This is a genomic window from Mesorhizobium sp. P2_F7 (genome assembly GCF_056403695.1).
Map to the genome: position 1 here is coordinate 269968 of NZ_JBFUFA010000007.1, position 18556 is coordinate 288523.

Annotated in this window: 19 protein-coding genes; 15 read left to right on the forward strand and 4 right to left on the reverse strand. The window is 63.3% G+C overall.

Going from position 1 to position 18556, the window contains the following annotated elements:
* Positions 1-9 precede the first annotated feature (9 nt).
* The 4 genes from AC1DZ8_RS23135 to AC1DZ8_RS23150 all read left to right on the forward strand — a co-directional run bounded on the left by AC1DZ8_RS23135 (position 10) and on the right by AC1DZ8_RS23150 (position 4182).
* Positions 10-978, forward strand: coding sequence for a rhizopine catabolism ABC transporter substrate-binding protein (locus tag AC1DZ8_RS23135; protein WP_477301016.1), 969 nt, complete (start codon positions 10-12; stop codon positions 976-978).
* Between the two features lie 145 nt (positions 979-1123).
* Positions 1124-2239 carry an ABC transporter permease gene (locus AC1DZ8_RS23140; protein ID WP_352584327.1) on the forward strand — a complete coding sequence of 372 codons (1116 nt, stop codon included), beginning with the start codon at positions 1124-1126 and terminating at the stop codon, positions 2237-2239.
* A complete protein-coding gene (locus AC1DZ8_RS23145) occupies positions 2236-3066 on the forward strand; it encodes an ATP-binding cassette domain-containing protein (protein ID WP_477301014.1) in 831 nt (276 codons plus the stop codon). Before AC1DZ8_RS23140 ends, AC1DZ8_RS23145 begins: the two co-directional genes overlap by 4 nt.
* A 21-nt stretch (positions 3067-3087) precedes the next feature.
* A complete protein-coding gene (locus AC1DZ8_RS23150) occupies positions 3088-4182 on the forward strand; it encodes a Gfo/Idh/MocA family protein (protein WP_477301012.1) in 1095 nt (364 codons plus the stop codon).
* Between the two features lie 166 nt (positions 4183-4348).
* On the opposite strand, the gene AC1DZ8_RS23155 is transcribed toward AC1DZ8_RS23150, so the two are convergent.
* Positions 4349-5125 carry a FadR/GntR family transcriptional regulator gene (locus AC1DZ8_RS23155; RefSeq protein WP_477301010.1) on the reverse strand — a complete coding sequence of 259 codons (777 nt, stop codon included), beginning with the start codon at positions 5123-5125 and terminating at the stop codon, positions 4349-4351.
* Between the two features lie 119 nt (positions 5126-5244).
* Entirely contained in the window at positions 5245-6135 is an 891-nt protein-coding gene (locus tag AC1DZ8_RS23160) for an NAD-dependent epimerase/dehydratase family protein (RefSeq protein WP_477301008.1), read from the reverse strand.
* Between the two features lie 117 nt (positions 6136-6252).
* Here AC1DZ8_RS23160 and AC1DZ8_RS23165 point away from each other — a divergent pair, with 117 nt between their 5' ends.
* Entirely contained in the window at positions 6253-7191 is a 939-nt protein-coding gene (locus AC1DZ8_RS23165; RefSeq protein ID WP_477401691.1) for an NAD(P)-dependent oxidoreductase, read from the forward strand.
* A 39-nt stretch (positions 7192-7230) separates the two neighbouring features.
* On the opposite strand, the gene AC1DZ8_RS23170 is transcribed toward AC1DZ8_RS23165, so the two are convergent.
* Together AC1DZ8_RS23170 and AC1DZ8_RS23175 are read right to left on the reverse strand one after the other, a co-directional pair.
* Complete coding sequence (locus tag AC1DZ8_RS23170) at positions 7231-8001, reverse strand: FadR/GntR family transcriptional regulator (protein ID WP_477301479.1); 771 nt, start codon at positions 7999-8001, stop codon at positions 7231-7233.
* A 187-nt stretch (positions 8002-8188) separates the two neighbouring features.
* A complete protein-coding gene (locus tag AC1DZ8_RS23175) occupies positions 8189-9178 on the reverse strand; it encodes a sugar-binding protein (RefSeq protein ID WP_477301006.1) in 990 nt (329 codons plus the stop codon).
* A 523-nt stretch (positions 9179-9701) separates the two neighbouring features.
* Between AC1DZ8_RS23175 and AC1DZ8_RS23180 the strand changes: the two genes are divergently transcribed.
* The 10 genes from AC1DZ8_RS23180 to AC1DZ8_RS23225 all read left to right on the forward strand — a co-directional run bounded on the left by AC1DZ8_RS23180 (position 9702) and on the right by AC1DZ8_RS23225 (position 18508).
* Positions 9702-10442: an ATP-binding cassette domain-containing protein gene (locus AC1DZ8_RS23180; RefSeq protein ID WP_112560281.1), complete on the forward strand. Its 741-nt coding sequence runs from the start codon at positions 9702-9704 to the stop codon at positions 10440-10442.
* Between the two features lie 20 nt (positions 10443-10462).
* Entirely contained in the window at positions 10463-11461 is a 999-nt protein-coding gene (locus tag AC1DZ8_RS23185; protein WP_112560280.1) for an ABC transporter permease, read from the forward strand.
* Positions 11462-11498: 37 nt separating this feature from the next.
* Positions 11499-12269, forward strand: coding sequence for an SDR family oxidoreductase (locus AC1DZ8_RS23190; protein ID WP_477301003.1), 771 nt, complete (start codon positions 11499-11501; stop codon positions 12267-12269).
* A 221-nt stretch (positions 12270-12490) separates the two neighbouring features.
* Positions 12491-13318 carry a helix-turn-helix domain-containing protein gene (locus tag AC1DZ8_RS23195; RefSeq protein WP_477301001.1) on the forward strand — a complete coding sequence of 276 codons (828 nt, stop codon included), beginning with the start codon at positions 12491-12493 and terminating at the stop codon, positions 13316-13318.
* A 113-nt stretch (positions 13319-13431) separates the two neighbouring features.
* The gene (locus AC1DZ8_RS23200; RefSeq protein WP_477300999.1) at positions 13432-13875 is read left to right on the forward strand and encodes an SRPBCC family protein; all 444 of its coding nucleotides are present in this window, start codon (positions 13432-13434) and stop codon (positions 13873-13875) included.
* 15 nt (positions 13876-13890) lie between these two features.
* Positions 13891-14685 carry an FAD binding domain-containing protein gene (locus tag AC1DZ8_RS23205; protein WP_477300997.1) on the forward strand — a complete coding sequence of 265 codons (795 nt, stop codon included), beginning with the start codon at positions 13891-13893 and terminating at the stop codon, positions 14683-14685.
* A gap of 63 nt (positions 14686-14748) precedes the next feature.
* Positions 14749-15231 (forward strand): (2Fe-2S)-binding protein, encoded by a 483-nt coding sequence (locus AC1DZ8_RS23210; RefSeq protein ID WP_477300995.1) that lies wholly within the window; start codon positions 14749-14751, stop codon positions 15229-15231.
* A gap of 13 nt (positions 15232-15244) precedes the next feature.
* Positions 15245-16612, forward strand: a complete 1368-nt coding sequence (locus AC1DZ8_RS23215) for a xanthine dehydrogenase family protein molybdopterin-binding subunit (RefSeq protein ID WP_477300994.1) — start codon at positions 15245-15247, stop codon at positions 16610-16612.
* A gap of 1 nt (position 16613) precedes the next feature.
* Positions 16614-17618, forward strand: a complete 1005-nt coding sequence (locus AC1DZ8_RS23220; RefSeq protein ID WP_477300993.1) for a xanthine dehydrogenase family protein molybdopterin-binding subunit — start codon at positions 16614-16616, stop codon at positions 17616-17618.
* A gap of 8 nt (positions 17619-17626) precedes the next feature.
* Entirely contained in the window at positions 17627-18508 is an 882-nt protein-coding gene (locus tag AC1DZ8_RS23225; RefSeq protein ID WP_477300991.1) for an AAA family ATPase, read from the forward strand.
* Positions 18509-18556: the final 48 nt, after the last annotated feature.

Genomic DNA, 18556 nt, shown 5'->3' on the forward strand with positions numbered 1-18556 from the left:
GAGAATGACATGAAGACCGTTCTGAAACTGGCGCTCGGCGCGCTTGTCTCGATGAGTATGCTGGCGGGCGTCGCGCAGGCCGCTGGCCTCAAGGACCCCAAGGATGTCCGCATCACCTTCGTGGTGCACGGCTCGGCTTCTGATCCCTACTGGTCGGTGGTCAAGCGCGGCGTCGACGATGCGGCAGCACTTACCGGCGCCAAGGTCGAATATTACGCGCCGCAAGTGTTCGATGTGGTCGAGCAAGCCCGCCTGCTCGATGCAGCCATTGCCACCAACCCGGACGGCATCGCCGTCTCCATTGCCGACGCCAATGCGCTCGGCAAATCGGTCAAGGCGGGTCTTGCCGCCAACATCCCGATGGTGGTTCTGGATTCCGGTGAGAAGGAAGGTGCTGAACTCGGCACGACGCTCTACGTCGGCACCGTCTCCGAATATGATTCCGGCAAGAAGGCCGGCGAACGGCTGGCCAAGGACGGCACGCTCAAGGTCGTCTGTATCAACCACGAGGTCGGCAATGTCAGCCTCGACCAGCGCTGCCAGGGTTTGAATGACGGGCTGAAGCCTTCCGGCGGCGGCACCGAGGTTCTGACCGTTTCGCCCGATCCGGCCGACATTCAGCGCCGCACCGAGGCCTATCTGTCGGCGCATCCTGACACGCAGGCCGTGTTCGCGCTGGGCGCCACCGCCGCCAACCCGCTGATCCCGTTCTTCCGGCAGAAGGAACTGTTCGGCAAGATCAAGCTCTACACGTTCGACATCAGCCCCGAAGTTCTGGATTCCGTCGTCGCCGGCGAGATGGGCTTCGGCATGGACGCCCAGCAATATCTGATGGGCTATTTGCCGGTGATCTATCTGGTCGAGCATGCCACGCACGGCTTCTGGCCGCAGAACAACGCTTATACCGGCCCGCTGTTCATCGACTCTCCCGACAAGGCCAAGGCGATCCTGGCGCTCGCCAAGGACGGCATCCGCTAAGGCAAGAAACCAAAACGGATCGGGGAGCCGCCATGCGCTCCCCGATCTCTGGTCGACATTGCGAAGCGAGCGATTGGGGAGCCTAATGGCAGCCGTGGAAGACAAGGCGATACCTTCAGAAGGGTCGGTCAAGGACCGTTTCGGCATGACGTCGAAGCGGGCCGCCGGCGCCGATGAGCGGCTGGCCAGCACCGGCCGGCTGACGCAATGGCTGCGCCGGCCCGAAGCCGGTGCCGCCGGCGGCCTGATCGCCACCATCATCATCTTCGCGCTGCTGCCCGGTGCGTCGAACCTCTATTCGCTGCAGGGGTCGATGACCTTCCTGACGCTCGCGGCCGAACTCGGCATCATCGCCACGGCCGCCGCGCTCCTTATCATCGCCGGCGAATTCGATCTCTCCGTAGGGTCGATGGTCGGCTTCGCCGGTGTCGTCATCGGCCTCACGGTCAAATATTGGGGCCTGCCGCTATGGGGCGGCATTGCCTGCGCCTTCGCGGTCGCCATCCTCACCGGCTACGTCAACGGCCTGATCGTGGTGAAGACCCGCCTGCCTTCCTTCATCGTGACGCTCGCTTCGCTCTACATCCTGCGCGGCCTGTCCATCGGCATCACCCGCGCCGTCACCGGTCGTACGCAGATCCCCTATATCCTCGACGGCGCGCCGGACCCGGCCACCGCCGGCCTGTTCAACGGCCATCTCCTGACCGGCTTCTTCCACTGGATGGGCACGCAAGGCTGGATCGCCACCCGCACCGATGGCATTCCCTTCGTTGTCGGCATTCCGATGTCGATTGTCTGGTGGCTCGGGCTGACCGCACTCGCCGGTTATGTCCTGACTCAGACCAAATACGGCAACTGGATCTTCGCCACCGGCGGTGACCTCAATGCCGCCCGGAACGTCGGCGTGCCGGTCGACCGGGTGAAGATCGCGCTGTTCATCTACACCGCTTGTGCCGCGACCCTGCTGGCCACAATCCAGGTGATGGAGGCTGGCTCCGCCGACACCACGCGCGGCCTGCTGAAAGAATTCGAGGCGATCATCGCCGCGGTCATCGGTGGCGTTCTGCTTACCGGCGGCTACGGCACCGTCTATGGCGTGCTGTTCGGCGCGCTGATCTTCGGCCTGGTGCAGATGGGCATCTTCTACACCGGCATCGACACCGACTGGTTCAAGGTCTTCCTCGGCATCGTCATTTTGATGGCGGTGCTGGTCAACAACTACATCCGCCTCAAGGCGCTCGGACGCGGAGGCGGCAAATGACCAACCCGGCCCAGACCATCCAGCCGGCAATGGAACTGCGCGGCGTCTCGGTCAATTTCGGCTCGGTGCGCGCGCTGCAGGACATTGACATCAAGGTCTATCCCGGCGAGGTGCACTGCCTGCTCGGCGACAATGGCGCCGGCAAATCGACGCTGATCAAGGTGCTGTCGGGCGTGCACCGGCCGAGCAAGGGCGAGATTTTCGTCGACGGCAGGCAAGTCGCCTTCCGCAGCCCGCGCGACGCGCAGGATCTCGGCGTCGCTACGGTCTTCCAGGACCTCGGCATGATTTCGCTGATGTCGATCACCCGCAATTTCTTCCTCGGCCGCGAGCCGACCATAAGCCACCTGCCCTTCTCGCGCTTCGACAAGGAACGCGCCAATACAATAGCCCGCCAGGCGATGGCCGATATCGGCATCGACGTGCGCGACCCCACGCAGGCCGTCGGCACGCTGTCGGGCGGCGAGCGCCAGTCGGTGGCGATCGCGCGCGCCGTGCATTTCGGCGCGAAAGTGCTGATCCTCGACGAGCCGACCTCGGCGCTCGGCGTGCATCAGGCGGCGATGGTGCTGAAATTCATCATCGAGGCGCGCATGCGCGGGCTGGCGGTGATCTTCATCAGCCACAACATCCACCACGCCTATCCCGTCGGCGACACTTTCACGCTGCTCAACCGTGGCCGCAATCGCGGCACATACGCCAAGTCGGAGATCTCGCGCGACGAGGTGATTTCGATCATGTCGGGTGGTGAGGACCTGAAGGCAGTCGAGGCGGAGATCGCTGGCCTCCTCGCCCAGATCGGCAATAGGCCATCGGCAGCGCCGTGAAAATTTGCAGAGAGTAGCAGCATGAGCAGGATACGGGTCGGCGTCATCGGCGCCGGCATGATTTCGCAGGTCGAGCATATTCCGAACCTGTTGCGGCTCGGCGATCTGTTCGAGCTGGTTGGCGTCGCCGATCCCTCTAGGATTTCGCGCGAATATGTCAGCGAGATTCACAGCATCGCCAACTTCGAGACGCCGGAGCAGCTGTTCGACCAAAAACTCGACGCCGTCGTCATCGGCTCGCCCGACCCGCTGCATCACGAGCAGGTACTGGCGGCTCTGGAGCGCGGCCTGCATGTCTTCTGCGAAAAGCCGCTCTGCTATTCGCCGGCGGAAATCGCCGAGATAGTCGCCGCGCGCGACAAGGCCGGCAAGGTGATGCAGGTCGGCTACATGAAGCGCTTCGATCCGAGCTACCGGCTGGCGCTGGCCTCGCTGCCGGGCAGCGCGAAGACGCTGCGCTCCGTCTCGGTCGAGGTCAACGATCCCGATGCCTGGCCCTTCATCGCCCACCAGCGCTATGTCAGAGGCAACGACATTCCCAAGGAGCTGATCACAGTGGCTCAAGGCAAGCAGAAGCAACAGGTCGAGCGCGCCATCGGCCAGCCCCTGACCGATCTCGCTTTCCGTGGATTTACTGGCGCTTACAGCTCCGCCTTGATTCACGATGTGAATGCCGTGCTCGGCCTGCTCGACGCACTCGGCGTGCCGGACGGCGAGGTGGTCGGCGCGCAGATCTTCGCCAATGGCGATGGCGGCCAAGGTGCGGTCAGGCTGCTGGGCGGCCAGGCGCTGTGGACCATGACGCATCTGACGGTGCCGAAGCTTACCGACTACAAGGAACGCATCACGCTGTTCTTCGACGATGCCAGCCTCGAGCTCGAATTCCCCTCGCCCTGGCTCAACCATCACCCGACCCGGCTGACGGTGAAGACGTCGGACAACCATACGCTGTCGACCAGGGACCTCCGCGCCGGCTACGGCGAAGCCTTTGTCGAGGAACTGCGCGGCTTCTGGGGCGCGATCGTCAACGGCGACGATGTAGTCAACCCGCCGGAGCACGCCGCCCGCGACCAGGCCTTGCTGATCGCACTGACCAGGCGGCATCTCGCTGGATAGGCGCCGAGTCGGGCCAGCGCTCGCAGGATGTGCTGAGATTCAGGTCAGGCCGAGTCGAGAAGGGTGGCTCCCGAGAACCGGAGCGGAGCGTACTCAAAGTACGTGAGCACCGGAAGCGCAGGAAGCCGCCTTTCGCAGGCCGGCCTCATCTGAATATCAGCACATCCTATCTTGAGTTGATCACGCCGTCGGTATTGGCGAGCAGCTTGCGCACGGCGTTGCGGGCCGCCTCCGGCCGCTGCAGGCGGATGGCTTTCTCGATCGCCTCGTGCAACTGCTGTGCGTGCTGCAGATCGTCGAGTTCGCGCGTCGTAAAGGTGAACAGATGATCGAAAGCGGATTCGATCAGCACGCCGAGCGGCACCAGCAGGTCGTTGCCGGAGGCGCGCAATATGGCGAGATGAAAGCGGGTGTCGGCGCGCGTGCGCTCCTGCAGGCTCGTCGCCTCGCCCATCTCGCGACAGGCCTGGCTGATCTCGGCCATCTGCTCCTCGGTCCGCCGCATGGCGGCGAACGCTGTCGCTTCCGGCTCGATGATGTGGCGGAATTCCTGGACCGTTTTGAGAAACACCTCGCGGTCGGGCGAGGTCGCGTACCAGGCCAGCACATCGCGATCGAGCAGGTTCCAGCGGTCCCTGGGTTCAACCCAGCTGCCGATCTTGGGGCGTGATGCCAAAAGGCTTTTGGCCATCAGCATCTTGATGGCTTCGCGCACCGCCGAACGGCTGACGTTGAAGGTTTCCGACCATTTTGCCTCGTTGGGCAGGATGGTGCCCGGCGGATAATCGCCGCGCACGATCCGAAGCCCGATTTCGCTGGCCAGCGAGGCGTGCACGCTGGAGCCGGGCACCCGGGTTGCGTCGGCCCGACGAAGCGCTGCCGGGCGCTCGGCGGCGGCCGCCTTGTCGGGTTTCTTTCCCTTATTCGGCTTTCCGTCCCTCATGCGTCCACAAAGTCCGGATTTTTGAAGCTGTCAAGCAAAGGAAAGGGCGTTGGCGGCAAAGCCTGCGGCTGTGCACAGATCAGCTTACAACCTTGGCCCCAAAGCCCTATTTGCCAGCCCTATTTGACGTATTTGCGCCAGCTGTGCTCGGGGCGGAAGCCAAGCATGTCCCGGGCCTTGCGGTTGGAGAGCAGCGTTTCATACTCGCCGAGCTCCGTTTTGACCGGCACATCGGGATAGAACCGCTTCAACAGTTCGGCCGTCGGCAGGTCGGACGAGGTGTCGTCATTGGCGGCGTTGAACACCTGGAAGCCGAGACCGTCCTTTTCCACCGCGCGCAGCGTGATCTGGCCGAGATCGCGGGCATCGACATAGCTCCAGGCGATGCGCTTGCGGAAGCCCGGATCGGCAAACCACTTCGGAAACAGCGAATATTCATGCGGTTCGATGACGTTGCCGATGCGCAGCGCATAGATATCGGTGCCGTTGCGCTGCGCAAAGGCGCGCGCCGTGTGTTCGTTGACGACCTTGGACAGCGCGTAGCTGTCCATCGGATCGACGTCGTATTCCTCATCGAGCGGGAAATATTTGGGGTCGCGCGGCTCGTTGGCGAACACCACGCCATAGGTCGTCTCGCTGGAGGCGATCACCACCTTCTTGATGCCGAGCTTCACTGCCGCTTCGATGACATTGTAGGTGCCCATCGCATTGATGCGAAACACCTCATTGTCGGGCGTGATCATGATGCGCGGGATGGCGGCGAAATGCACGACGGCATCGACCGGCTGCGAGCGCAGCGACGGGTCGAATTCATGCAGGCCCATGTAGCTCGTCAGCGCGTTGAACACTTGGCCGCTGTCGGTGATGTCGGTGATCAGCGTGCGCACCTTGGGATTGTCGAGCGGCTTGGTGTCGATGTTGAGCACCTGGCAGCCCTGCTCGACCAGATATTGCACGACATGGCGCCCGGCCTTGCCGCTGCCGCCGGTGAACATGATCCGCTTCGTCATTTTCGCCTCCAATGCCTAGGATTTCTGTGTATTGTCAGACAATATGGCGTTCCGCAACCACCCTCGCCGGCTAAACGGCGGCGCCAGATATCAATCATTGCAACAGGACTTCAAGACATGACCACGACCGCCGCGAGCGAAAAGATCGGCTTCATCGGCCTTGGCCTGATGGGGCACGGCATCGCCAAGAACATCGTCGACAAAGGCTATGGCCTGACCTTCCTCGGCCGCAAGAACCGCAAGCCGGCGGAAGATCTTCTGGGCCGGGGCGCCAAGGAGGCGGCGACCTCGCGCGACGTGGCGGCGGCTTCCGATATCGTCTTCATCTGCGTCACCGGCTCGCGCGAGGTAGAAGCCATCATCCGCGGCCCCGGCGGCCTCAAGGAGGGCCTGAAGAAGGGCTCGGTCGTTGTCGATTGCTCGACCTCCGATCCCGTCTCGACCGTGGCGCTGGCGGCGGAACTGAAGGAGATCGGCGTCGACTTCGTCGACGCGCCGCTCAGCCGTACGCCGAAGGAAGCCTGGGAAGGCACGCTCGACGCCATGGTCGGCGCCCCCGACGCGCTGTTTGCGCGTGTGAAGCCGGTCATCGAGACCTGGGCGGGACGCATCGTCCAAATCGGCGACACCGGCGACGGCCACCGCATGAAGCTGCTCAACAACTTCATCTCGCTGGGCTATGCCGCGATCTATTCCGAGGCGCTGGCGCTGGCCGAGAAGGTCGGCATCTCGCCGCCGCGCTTCGACAGCGTCATCCGCAACGGCCGCATGGATTGCGGCTTCTACCAGACCTTCATGCGCTGGACGCTGGAGGGCGACCGCGACGCGCACAAATTCACAATCGCCAACGCCTTCAAGGACCTGACCTATCTGGAATCGATGGCGGGTGCGGCCGGCATCGCCAACCCGCTGGGTAACGCCACCAAGAATTCCTTCGCCGGCGCCCACGCTACCGGGCCGGCCGAGCAGTTCGTGCCGATGCTGGCCACGCATATCGCCAAGGTGAACGGCATCGATCTCATGCCAAGCAAGGACGGCAAGAAGCAGACGATCTGATCAGCCGATCTCCCCCGGTGTGGGGGAGATTGCGCTGCCTCACCGCCGCGCCTTGCCGATGCCCTCATCCGTATTGGCCAGCAACTTTCGCACGGCGTTGCGGGCCGCGTCGGGCCGCTGGAGGCGGATGGCCTTCTCGATCGCTTCGTGCAGCTTCTGGGCGTGCTGCTGGTCGCTGACCTGTATGGTCGTGAAGACGAAGAGATGGTCGAGCGCCGATTCGATCAGCACGCCGAGCGGCACCAAAAGATCGTTGCCGGAGGCGCGCAGGATCGTGAGATGAAAGCGCGTATCGGCGCGGATACGCTGCTGCAGGCTCAGCGCCTCGCCCATGTCCCGGCAGGCCTGGCTGATCTCGGCCATCTGCTCGTCGCTGCGTCGCATCGCGGCAAAGGCGCTGGCTTCCGGTTCTATGATGTGACGGAACTCCTGCACCGTGCGCAGGAAGGCCTCCCGGTCCGGCCCGGTCGCATACCAGGCCAGCACATCGCGGTCGAGCAGGTTCCAGCGTTCCCTGGGCTCGACCCAGCTGCCGATCTTGGGCCGTGAAGCCAGCAGGCTTTTGGCCATCAGCATTTTGATGGCTTCGCGCACCGCCGATCGGCTGACGTTGAACATCTCCGCCCATTTGGCTTCGTTTGGCAGGATGGCGCCTGGCGGATAGTCGCCGCGCACGATCCGAAGCCCGATCTCGTTGGCCAGCGAGGCGTGTACACTGGAGCCAGGGGGCCAGGCCGTATCCGGTCGTCGAACAGCGGTGGCAACCGGGCCGGCCGGCACATCAATCCTGGCGGATCGCCTTCTTGGCATGTCGTCCGGCATCTTCGGCATCGGCAATTTGTCGCTGGAAAACCGTCCGGAATTGTCCGTGCCCTTCGCCGAAAGCAAGACGCATGAGCCCGTCAAAGCCGGAGCTTGCCGCCCCGACAATGTTGCCTGTCCTTGTCCCTGAGGAAAATGACGGGGCGCCCCTGAAAGGCGCCCCCGGTATCGCTGGCTATTTCTGGATGCAGGTGTCAACCGTATCCTTGGTGCATTCGTCGAGGCCGGTGAACACCGGATCGGCGACGGCCTTGCCTTCGATGAGATCGATCATCACCGACGGCGCCTTGTAGCCCATTTCGAACGGCCGCTGGCCGACCAATGCGGTCACCAACCCATCCTTGGCGATCGCCACTTCGTCGCCGATCGTGTCGGCGGCGCCGATGACGAAGTCATTGCTGGCGATGCGGTCCTTGAGCGGCCCGAACAGGTCGCGATAGGGCTGCGGGGCGCCGAACAGCGGCCAGCCGCCCATGATGCCGAACGCATCGAGCTTCGGGTTTGCGGCGAGGATGTCGGTCATCGCCTGCACGCCCTTGGCGCCGTCATCATTGGTGAACACCGGGCAGCCGGCGACTTCCGTCCAGCCGCCTTCGCCGGCAAGTGCCGCCAGGCCTTCCTTGCCCGACAGCGCGTCGCGCATGCCTTGCGCGCGGCGCAGGATGTTGTCGGCCGCAGGATTGCCTTCGATGGTGCAGATCGTGCCGCCATTCGGCTTGCCCTTCTTGATGTACTCACCGATCTTGTGACCCATCAGATAGTTGTCGGTGCCGAGATAGGTCTTGCGAAGGGCTGCATCTTCCTTGGCCAGGTCGGCGTCGAGGGTCATGATCGGAATCGTCGGATTGGCGGTCTTGATCGTCTGCGCGATCAGCGGCGCGTTGGACGGCGAAATTGCCATCGCCACCGTGTCGGCCTTGCTCAGCATGTCCTGTACGATCTGCGCCTCGCCGGCCTCGTCGGAAGTCGACGCCGGGCCGGTGTAGAAGCACTCATACTCCGAGCTGGCGTTTTCCTTGTTCCACTTCTCGCAGCCCTGGTGGATTGCCTCGAAGAACGGATTGTCGAGACCTTTCACCACGATGACGACTTGCTTTTTGGCCAAAGCCGGCCCGGCGCCCAGCGCCATGGCGGCGACGGCGGCAAGCAAAACTGTTTTCCTCATATCAGTCCTCCCTTGGAAACAGACGGACACGACGTGCCCGCCACACGAACCAACCCGGAATACGGTGACAGAGGGTCGCTATGCGAGCGCTCTTGTCGGCAAGCCAGGTCGATAAGCATTTCATTTCGGTCAGCCGGTTCGAAAAGAGGCCGGCTGGCACCGATCCATTCCTGCTGACCCCACGCGCAAACCGGCACGGGGTCGGCAGGTTACTCCTCCGCCCTCCAGCTAATATCGGCTTGTGGCCAACGTCAATGGTATTTGTCCTACAAAACGGATTTTTAGATTCCGCCTGCCGATTGACGCCCGTGCAGTCATTTGCGTAAATGGAATTCAACATCGCTGTCCCGGGAGGAGCTGGGCGAGCGAGGCCGCGGGCAGAACCGGCGGTCTGAGCATGATCCCGAAAAGTGGGAACCGGTTTTCGGAAGAGATCATGCTCCAACAACAAAGTGTTGGATCTGGATGACGTTTCAACCAAACGTCATCCCAGATCCAAGTCACGGGGGAGGCAAGAAGGCTGGTGGCGGTTCTCGAACTCACCAACATCTCGAAACATTTCGGCGCCATCCAGGCGGTCAACGACGTCTCGTTGTCCATCGAGCCGGGCCAGGTCGTCGGGCTGATGGGCGACAACGGCGCCGGCAAGTCGACGCTGGTCAAGATGATCGCCGGCAATTTCCGCCCGAGCCACGGCTCGATGCAGATGGACGGCAAGGAGCTGATCTTGCACAAGCCGGTGGAGGCGCGCCAGCACGGCATCGAGATCGTCCACCAGGACCTGGCGCTGTGCAACAATCTGACCGCCGCGGCAAACGTCTATCTCGGCCGCGAATTGCGCCGGGGCGTCGGCCCATTCCGCATCCTCGATTATGCCGCCATGTACAAGCGCGCCGGGCAGATTTTTGCCGAACTGAAATCGGAGACGCGGCCGCGCGACCTGGTCAAGCAGATGTCGGGCGGCCAGCGCCAGGCGGTGGCCATCGCCCGCACCATGCTGTCGCAGGCCAAGATCGTGCTGATGGACGAGCCGACGGCGGCAATTTCGGTCCGCCAGGTCGCCGAAGTGCTGAACCTGATCCGCCATCTGCGCGACCAGGGCATCGCTGTGGTGCTGATCAGCCACCGCATGCCCGACGTTTTCGACGTCGCCGATCGCGTCATCGTCATGCGGCGCGGCAGGAAAGTCGCCGACAAGAGGATCGCATCCAGTTCGCCCGAGGAAGTCACCGGGCTGATCACAGGCGCGATCGAACAGGTCTGATTAGGGGATAAATGTCGACAATGGCAGTCACGCTTGACCAGACGATCGCGCAGAAACAGCACAGCTTTTTCTCGCGCATGTTCGCCAGCCAGACCTTCTGGGTGGTGATCGCCGTCATCCTCGCCTGCATTTTCCTGTCGTTTGCCACCGACGCTTTTGCGACGCAGAAAAACCTCTACAACATCACCCGCAACATCACCTTCGTCGCCATCATCGCGCTCGGCATGACGTTCGTAATCATCACCGGTGGCATCGATCTGTCGGTCGGCTCGGTGCTGTGCCTGTCGTCGATGGTGCTGGCCGTCACCATGCATGCCGGCTATTCGATCGAAATCGGCATCCTCGCCTCGATCGCCACCGCGCTCGCCATCGGCGCCTTTAACGGCATATTGATTGCCTATCTCGGCTTTCCACCCTTTGTGGTGACGCTGGGCATGTTGTCGATCGCGCGCAGCCTTGCCATGGTCGCCTCCAACAACACCGTCGTCTTCCAGTTCGGCCCGGACCACGACAAGCTTCTGGCGCTGGGCGGCGGCGCCTGGGTGTTCGGCATCGCCAATCCGGTGCTCTACATGATCCTTCTGGCGCTGATCACCGGGTTCACGCTGCGCTGGACCAAATTCGGCCGGCACATCTTCGCCATTGGCGGCAATGAGCACGCGGCGACGCTGACCGGCGTTCCCGTCAAGCAGATCAAGGTCGCCGTCTATATGATCTCGGCGCTGGCGGCCGGCATTGCCGGCATCGTCCAGACCGGCTGGCTGGGTGCGGTCACCACCAATCTGGGCACCGGCATGGAGCTGCAGGTGATCGCCGCCACCGTCATCGGCGGTGCCAATCTGGCTGGCGGGGTCGGCACCGCCTTCGGCGCCATTGTCGGTGCCGCGCTCATCGAAGTCATACGCAACAGCCTTGGCCTGCTCGGCATCAATGCCTTCTGGCAAGGCGTGTTCATCGGCGGCGCCATCCTGCTCGCGGTGCTGTTCGATCGTATCCGCAACTTCAGGCGCAACGACTGATTTTCGGGACTCAACCTTTCAGCTGGAAACCATTGCTTTGACATCGAAATCCCTGTTCGATCTCAGCGGGCGGCTGGCGCTGATCACCGGCTCCGGCCAGGGCATTGGCCTGGCGCTGGCGCGCGGCCTTGCCGAACATGGCGCAAGCGTCGTGCTCAACGGCCGTGATGCCAGCAAGGTTGCGGGTGCTGTGGCGGAGTTACGCGAAGCCGGCTTCACGGCGCACGCCTCGACCTTCGACGTGACCGATTTTCGCGCTGTCGATGCGGATGTCACCCGGATCGAGGCCGAGATCGGTCCGATCGACATCCTGATCAACAATGCCGGCATCCAGTTTCGCGCTCCCCTCGAGGATTTTCCCGAGGAGCAATGGGAGCGGCTGTTCAAGACCAATGTCTCCGGCGCCTTCCATGCCGGCAAGGCCGTTGCCCGCAACATGATCGCGCGCGGCAAGGGCAAGATCATCAACATCGGCTCGGTGCAGAGCGAACTCGCCCGGCCCAACATCGCGCCTTATACCGCGACCAAGGGTGCGATCCGCAATCTGACCCGCGGCATGTGCACCGACTGGGCGAAATACGGCTTGCAGATCAATGCCATCGCGCCCGGCTATTTCCGCACCGAGATGAACCAGGCGCTGGTCGACAACCAGGAATTCTCCGCCTGGCTGGAAAAGCGCACGCCCGCCGGCCGCTGGGGCTATGTCGACGAGCTAATCGGCGCTGCCGTGTTCCTGGCCTCCGACGCCTCATCCTTCGTCAACGGTCACACGCTCTATGTCGACGGCGGCATGACGGCTTCGGTTTGAGGTAGCACTGCTTTCCCTTTTCCCCCTAGGCCCCTGGGGGAGAAGGGAGAACCTGCGCCGGCGCTATTCGCTTTCGTACCTATCGCTCAGTCTGAAAATCCACCACCGCCGCCGGTAGCACACAGCGGCTTTCGCCCCGCGCCTTGACGCGAGCCCGAACTCAGCCGCACAATCCCGGGTGCAGGCGAAGGGAGGCCAGTCGTCTGCGGGAGGATATACCCATGACGGACGCGATCAGGCTCTATTGGGGCCGGTTCGGACATGTTTCTGTCCTGAATGTCGCCAGCGACTTCGTCACCCATGCTCATGTCGAAGCACACATCATCATCTGGCTCGAAGGCACGGCCGGCGAGATGACCATCGGCCGCGAGACGGTGGCGTTGGGACCTGGTACCGCCGCGGGGATCAACTCCTACCAGCCGCACAGCCATATCCTGTCGCAAAATGGCAGGCCGGGCCTGTTCCTCGCCTTCTACATCGATCCGGACTGGGCGCGCCGGCGCCGTGACCTGCCCTCCTCCGCGCCGCTGTTTGCGCAGGCGGCGATCACGCTCGAACCCTGGCTGCACCAGGCCGCCGCCAACCTGCTCGATCATTTGAGCGACAATGAAAGCATCGACGACGTCGCCAACTACGAGATCGAGCGCTTCATCGATTCCGTGCTCGATGCCGCCGACGCCTCCGCGCCGCAAGAGGCGCGCATCCGCATCAACACCATGCAGGATTTCCGGGTCCGCAAGGCGATCCAGCTGATGAAAGCCAATGTCTGCGAACGCATCTCATTCGACGATGTCGCCCGCAGCGTCGGCCTGTCGCGTCCGCATTTCTTCGCTTTGTTCAAGGAACAGACCAATCTGACGCCAAACGTCTACTGGAACACGCTGCGCATGGAAGAAGCCGTGCGGCAATTGCAGTGGTCGCAGGAGCCCCTGATCTCGGTCGCCTGCAATCTCGGCTTTACCACGCAGGGCAATTTCTCGCGCTTCTTCCGCGACCATGTCGGCGTGCCGCCGACGCTCTACCGCGAGGCGGCGCGGGCGATGGCCTGAGCGAAACGGCTGTTTTTCAGACTCCTTGATACGGCCGCAAGACCCCTTGATAAGCGCCGAGCCGGCCGCCGCCCTACCCTTGAATGCAAATTTGATCGCAAGGGAACGAGCTCATGGTTGATGTCACCATATCCAGCGTCATCGACGCGCCTGTCGAAAAGGTCTGGGCGCGCATACGTGACTTCAACGGCCTGCCAGGCTGGCATCCACGCATGGTCGAAAGCCATATCGAGGACAGCAAGAACGCCGAAACCATTGGCTGCGTGCGCAATTTCGAGCTCGCCAGCGGCGCGCGTATTCGTGAAAAACTGCTCGACTTTTCCGATAAGAATTTCCTCGTCAGCTATTCCATCCTGGAGACGCCGCAGCCGCTGACCAATCACAAGGCGACGCTGCAATTGCGCCGGGTGACCGATGGCGATCGCACCTATGCCGAATGGACAGCAAGCTTCGACGCCGCGCCCGAAGAGGCAGACAAGATTGCCGCCGGCATGGGCGCCAATGTCTTCCAGGGCGGCTTCAATGCGCTGAAGAGCCATTTTTCCGGCCAAAGCTGAGCTTGGGAGCCTGCCATGGCGCTTGCCCTCCAGACTTTTTCGACCGTCCGGGACGCCAACGCGGCGCTCAAAGCTGCGGGGACCCGCTATCTCGGCGGCGGCACGCTGGTCGTGCGCGCCGCCAATGAAGGCGATATCTCGGTATCCGGCCTTGTCCGCTCGACCGACCCCACCCTGTCGGGCATCGCCGTTTCCGACGGCAAGACCCGCATCGGCGCTTCGGTGACCATGGCGGCGATCGCCCGCCATCCGGAACTTGGCGCGATTGCCAAGGCCGCACGCGCCGTCGGCGGCCCGGCGATCCGCAACATGGCGACAGTCGGCGGCAATTTGTTCGCACCCGCGCCCTATGGCGATTTCGCGGTCGCGCTGCTGGCGCTGGATGCGACGGTCAACACCGATGATGGGGAATTGCCCGTCGAGGATTTCCTGGCCAAACGGGACGACAGTCGCGCCATCGTCACCTCAGTGAGCTTCGCGCTTCCGAAAGCCGACACCTTCCGCTTCCTGAAGATATCCCGGGTCAAGCCGAAGGGCGTCTCGGTGCTCAGCATCGCCGCCGTGCTCGAACAGGCCGGTGATGACACCGTATCCTCGGCGCGGATTGCACTCGGCTGCATGGCAGACCGGCCGATGCGCGCAAGGGCGGCGGAAAAGGCGCTGATCGGAAAGAAGCTTGACCAGGACGGCATCGCAACAGCGCTGGCTGCGGCCGGTGAAGGCACCGCGCCCATCACCGATCCGATCGCCAGCGCCTGGTATCGCGCCGAGGTCCTGCCGGTCCATCTCGGTCGTCTGCTGCTGGGCTAGAAACACCCGTTGGGGGGCGCGCGTCTGTCCGGCCCCATCCGGGCAGGCGCGCAAGGAGGAAGAATGGCAAAGGTCCCGGTCCAGTTCACGCTCAACGGCTCCGAAAAAGCCGAATTCGTCGAAGGCGGCACAACGCTATTGCATGCGCTGCGCGACAAGGTCGGCGACACCTCGCCAAAAGGCGGTTGCCACCAGGGCACCTGCGGCGCTTGTTCGGTCATCATCGACGGCGAGTTAAAACTCTCCTGTCTGACGCTGGCCGAAACCTGCAACGGCGCTAGCATCACCACAACATCTGGTCTCGCCGAAGCCGGCGTGCTGCACCCGCTGCAGCGCGCCTTTCTCGATGCTTTTGCCACACAATGCGGCTTCTGCACGCCGGGCATGATCATGGCCGCCAAGGTGCTGCTCGACCACACGCCGAATCCGAGCCGCGAGGACGTCGTCGAGGCGCTGTCCGGCAACATCTGCCGCTGCACCGGCTATGAGCCGATCATCCAGGCGGTGCTGACTGCTGCCCGCGCCAATTCGCAGAACGCTGCCTGAGGGGACGAAAAGAATGGACCTGCGCAAAAGCTATTTCGCCGATCAGCGCAAGGACGGCCTGCACGAGATCGGCCAGGGGCGGCCGCGTCTGGATTCGCCGGGCCATGTCACGGGGAAAACCGCCTATTTCGCTGACCGCAATTTTCCAGGCATGCTGCACCTGAAGATGGTGCGCAGCCCCCACCATCATGCCCGTATCCGCTCGATCGACACGTCGGAGGCGGAAAAGCACCCCGGCGTGGTGAAAATCCTCACCGCCAAGGACGTGCCGCACAATGTCTACACCATCCTGATCCTGATCCAGATCGGGCCGGAGGACGAGACGGTGCTGGCCGACGGCAAGGTGCGCTGGAAGGGCGAGGCGGTTGTCGCCGTGCTGGCAGACACCGAACGCGCGGCGCAGGAAGCCGCTGCCAAGGTCAAGGTCGACTACGAGGTGCTGCCGGCCGTCTTCGACATGGAGGAAGCGCTCAAACCCGGCGCGCCTCTGGTCAACGAATATCACGGCCAGAACTATTATCTCTACGACAGCGGCGAGTGCCGCAAGGTGCGCTTCGGCGATGTCGAGGCGGGCTTCGCCGAAGCTGACCACATCCTCGAACAGAGCTACCAGTCCTCACCCATCGAGCACGCTCCGACCGAGACCACGGGCTGCCTCGTGGTGCCGGAAGGCAATGACCGCTTCACCTGCTACACCAACACCCAGGCGATGTTCTTCACCCTCGACAACGCCTCGATCATCCTGCAGATGCCGGGCTCGAAACTGCATTTCGTCGGCGGCACCGTCGGCGGCGGCTTTGGCGGCAAGGTCGACGTCATCGTCGAGCCGATCGCCATTCTCGGCGCCAAACTCACCGGGCGGCCGGTCTCCTTCATCTACAGCCGGGAGGAGGAGATGCAGATCTCGTCTCCCCGCGCAGCCGAAAAGGTGGTCATCAAGGACGGCGTCATGAAGGACGGCCGCATCGTCGCGCGCAAGGTCACCGGCTACACCGATGCCGGCGCCTACTCCCGCCACTCACCCTATGGCGCGCAGAAGGGCGCTGCGCACTATCCCGGGCCCTATACGATCCCCAATGTCTGGATCGACACCTATTGCGTCTACACCAACCGCACGCCCTCCTCTGCCATGCGCGGCTTTGGCGTCACCATCGGCGATTTTGCGCTCGAAGTGCAGATGGACAAGCTGGCCCGGCTGATCGGCATGGACCCGCTCGAGTTCCGCTTCATCAACGCCTACCGCGACGGCGACATGAAGGCGCATCGCCAGCCTACGGAGGGCGCCGCACTCATCGAATGCATGCAGGAGGCGTCGCGCGCCGCCAACTGGCCGGTGGCGGAGAAATACATGGCGATGTCCTCATACAAGAAGGAAGCCTGAGATGGCGATCAGGCGCGGACGCGGCGTCGCCGCGATCAACTATCCCACCGGCATGAATCTTGGCGGCGACCCGACCCAGGCGCTGGTGCATTCGACGCCGACCGGCAATTTCATGGTGACGCTGTCCTCGGTCGATCTCGGCCAGGGCCTGAAGCAGATCATGGCGCAGATCTGCGCCGAGACCATCGGCGTGCCGACCGACCGCGTCATCATCGACACCGCCGACACCGACACCGGCCCGCACTGCATGGGCACATTCGCCTCGCGCGGCACGCACCGTGCCGGCAATGCCGTCATCCAGGCGGCCAAGGAAGCCCGCCAGGTGATGCTGGAAGTCGCGGCCGAGGAGTTGGAAGTGAATGCGTCCGACCTCGAGACGGATGGCGAGGGCAACATCCTCGTCAAGGGCGCACCTCAGAAATCGATCTCGATCTTCGACGTCGCTTTGTCGGCGCATTTCAAGCGCGGCCGCTCGATCTCTGGGCGCGGCATGTTCCTGATCCCGCGCTCCTACCCGGAGAAGGAGACCGGCGCGATGAAGCCGTCGACCTGCTACGCCCATGCCTGCACGGTGGCCGAGGTCGAGGTCGATGACGAGACCGGCGAAGTGACCGTGCTGACGGTGAAGAACATCTTTGAGATCGGCCGCGCGCTGAACCCGAAAATGGTCGAGCAGCAACTGGTCGGCGGCTCCTGGATGGGCATCAGCCACGCGCTCTATGAGACGACCGAGCCGTACTATCCCAACCGCGACCATGGCGGCACCGACTTCAACCAGTATCTGATGCCGGGTCCAGGCGACCTCGCCGAGACCGAGATCATTGTGCTGGAGCGGCCTTCGGCGGATGGCCCTTACGGCGCCAAAGGACCGGGCGAAATGTGCGCCAATCCGCAAATCCCTGCCGTTGCCAATGCCGTCTTCGACGCCGTCGGCGTGCGCATCGACACGCTGCCGATTACGCCGGAGCGGATTTTGCGCGCGCTGAAGGCGCAAGCGGCGAACTGAGGACAGAGATGCCGGAGGTGAACGCCGAGACTGTCGCGACCTCACCGGAGGCGGTGGCATCGCGGCTTGCCGCTTCGCGCTACCTCGCCGACGACAGCCTTGCGACCGCCATCTTCCTGGCGATCCGGTTGGGCAAGCCGCTGCTGCTTGAAGGCGCGCCCGGTGTCGGCAAGACCGAAGCCGCCAAGGCGATCGCCGAACTGCTCGGGCGCGAATTGGTGCGGCTACAATGCTATGAAGGCATCGATGCTGCACACGCGCTTTACGAGTGGAATTATCAGCGCCAGCTGCTCGCCATCCGTCACGCTGGCGAGCACGAGATCGACATCTATGACGACCGCTTTTTGATCGCCCGACCGCTGCTGCAGGTGCTGCGGGCGCCCGAGCAGCGCGTGCTTCTCGTCGACGAGATCGACCGCTCCGACCATGAGTTCGAAGCGCTGCTGCTGGAATTCCTTTCCGACTTTCAGATCAGCATTCCCGAGCGCGGCACCATTCGCGCCGAGGCGCAGCCAATCGTCATCCTGACCTCGAACCGCACGCGCGAACTCGCCGAGGCATTGCGCAGGCGCTGCGTCTATCACTGGATCGGCTATCCCGATGCCGAGCGTGAGGCCGCCATCATCATGCTGCGCGCCGGCGATGTGGCGGAGGCGACGGCGAGTGCAGTGGCCAATGCCGTACAGACCATCCGCACCCGGCCGCTGGCCAAGCCCCCCGGTATCTCCGAAGCGGTCGAATGGGCCAATGCGGCGACCATTCTCGAAAGGGGCGGCAGCCCGTGGCCCGAAGCTCTCCGCCGCGCCATCGGCGTGCTGATCAAGGACGAAGAGGACCTGGCGTCCATTGCGCCGGAGCTGGAGGCGATCGTTGAGGAGGCGCTGGGGTGAGCCGGGACGTCAGCGATCCCTTCTGCCTGTTAATTCCGCAACGCTGGC

Coding starts and splice junctions, on each gene's coding strand:
- AC1DZ8_RS23135 (WP_477301016.1), top strand. CDS start 10: ATGAAGACCGTTCTGAAACTGGCGCTCGGCGCGCTTGTCTCGATGAGT.
- AC1DZ8_RS23140 (WP_352584327.1), top strand. CDS start 1,124: ATGACGTCGAAGCGGGCCGCCGGCGCCGATGAGCGGCTGGCCAGCACC.
- AC1DZ8_RS23145 (WP_477301014.1), top strand. CDS start 2,236: ATGACCAACCCGGCCCAGACCATCCAGCCGGCAATGGAACTGCGCGGC.
- AC1DZ8_RS23150 (WP_477301012.1), top strand. CDS start 3,088: ATGAGCAGGATACGGGTCGGCGTCATCGGCGCCGGCATGATTTCGCAG.
- AC1DZ8_RS23155 (WP_477301010.1), bottom strand. CDS start 5,125: ATGAGGGACGGAAAGCCGAATAAGGGAAAGAAACCCGACAAGGCGGCC.
- AC1DZ8_RS23160 (WP_477301008.1), bottom strand. CDS start 6,135: ATGACGAAGCGGATCATGTTCACCGGCGGCAGCGGCAAGGCCGGGCGC.
- AC1DZ8_RS23165 (WP_477401691.1), top strand. CDS start 6,253: ATGACCACGACCGCCGCGAGCGAAAAGATCGGCTTCATCGGCCTTGGC.
- AC1DZ8_RS23170 (WP_477301479.1), bottom strand. CDS start 8,001: ATGCCAAGAAGGCGATCCGCCAGGATTGATGTGCCGGCCGGCCCGGTT.
- AC1DZ8_RS23175 (WP_477301006.1), bottom strand. CDS start 9,178: ATGAGGAAAACAGTTTTGCTTGCCGCCGTCGCCGCCATGGCGCTGGGC.
- AC1DZ8_RS23185 (WP_112560280.1), top strand. CDS start 10,463: ATGGCAGTCACGCTTGACCAGACGATCGCGCAGAAACAGCACAGCTTT.
- AC1DZ8_RS23195 (WP_477301001.1), top strand. CDS start 12,491: ATGACGGACGCGATCAGGCTCTATTGGGGCCGGTTCGGACATGTTTCT.
- AC1DZ8_RS23200 (WP_477300999.1), top strand. CDS start 13,432: ATGGTTGATGTCACCATATCCAGCGTCATCGACGCGCCTGTCGAAAAG.
- AC1DZ8_RS23205 (WP_477300997.1), top strand. CDS start 13,891: ATGGCGCTTGCCCTCCAGACTTTTTCGACCGTCCGGGACGCCAACGCG.
- AC1DZ8_RS23210 (WP_477300995.1), top strand. CDS start 14,749: ATGGCAAAGGTCCCGGTCCAGTTCACGCTCAACGGCTCCGAAAAAGCC.
- AC1DZ8_RS23215 (WP_477300994.1), top strand. CDS start 15,245: ATGGACCTGCGCAAAAGCTATTTCGCCGATCAGCGCAAGGACGGCCTG.
- AC1DZ8_RS23220 (WP_477300993.1), top strand. CDS start 16,614: ATGGCGATCAGGCGCGGACGCGGCGTCGCCGCGATCAACTATCCCACC.
- AC1DZ8_RS23225 (WP_477300991.1), top strand. CDS start 17,627: ATGCCGGAGGTGAACGCCGAGACTGTCGCGACCTCACCGGAGGCGGTG.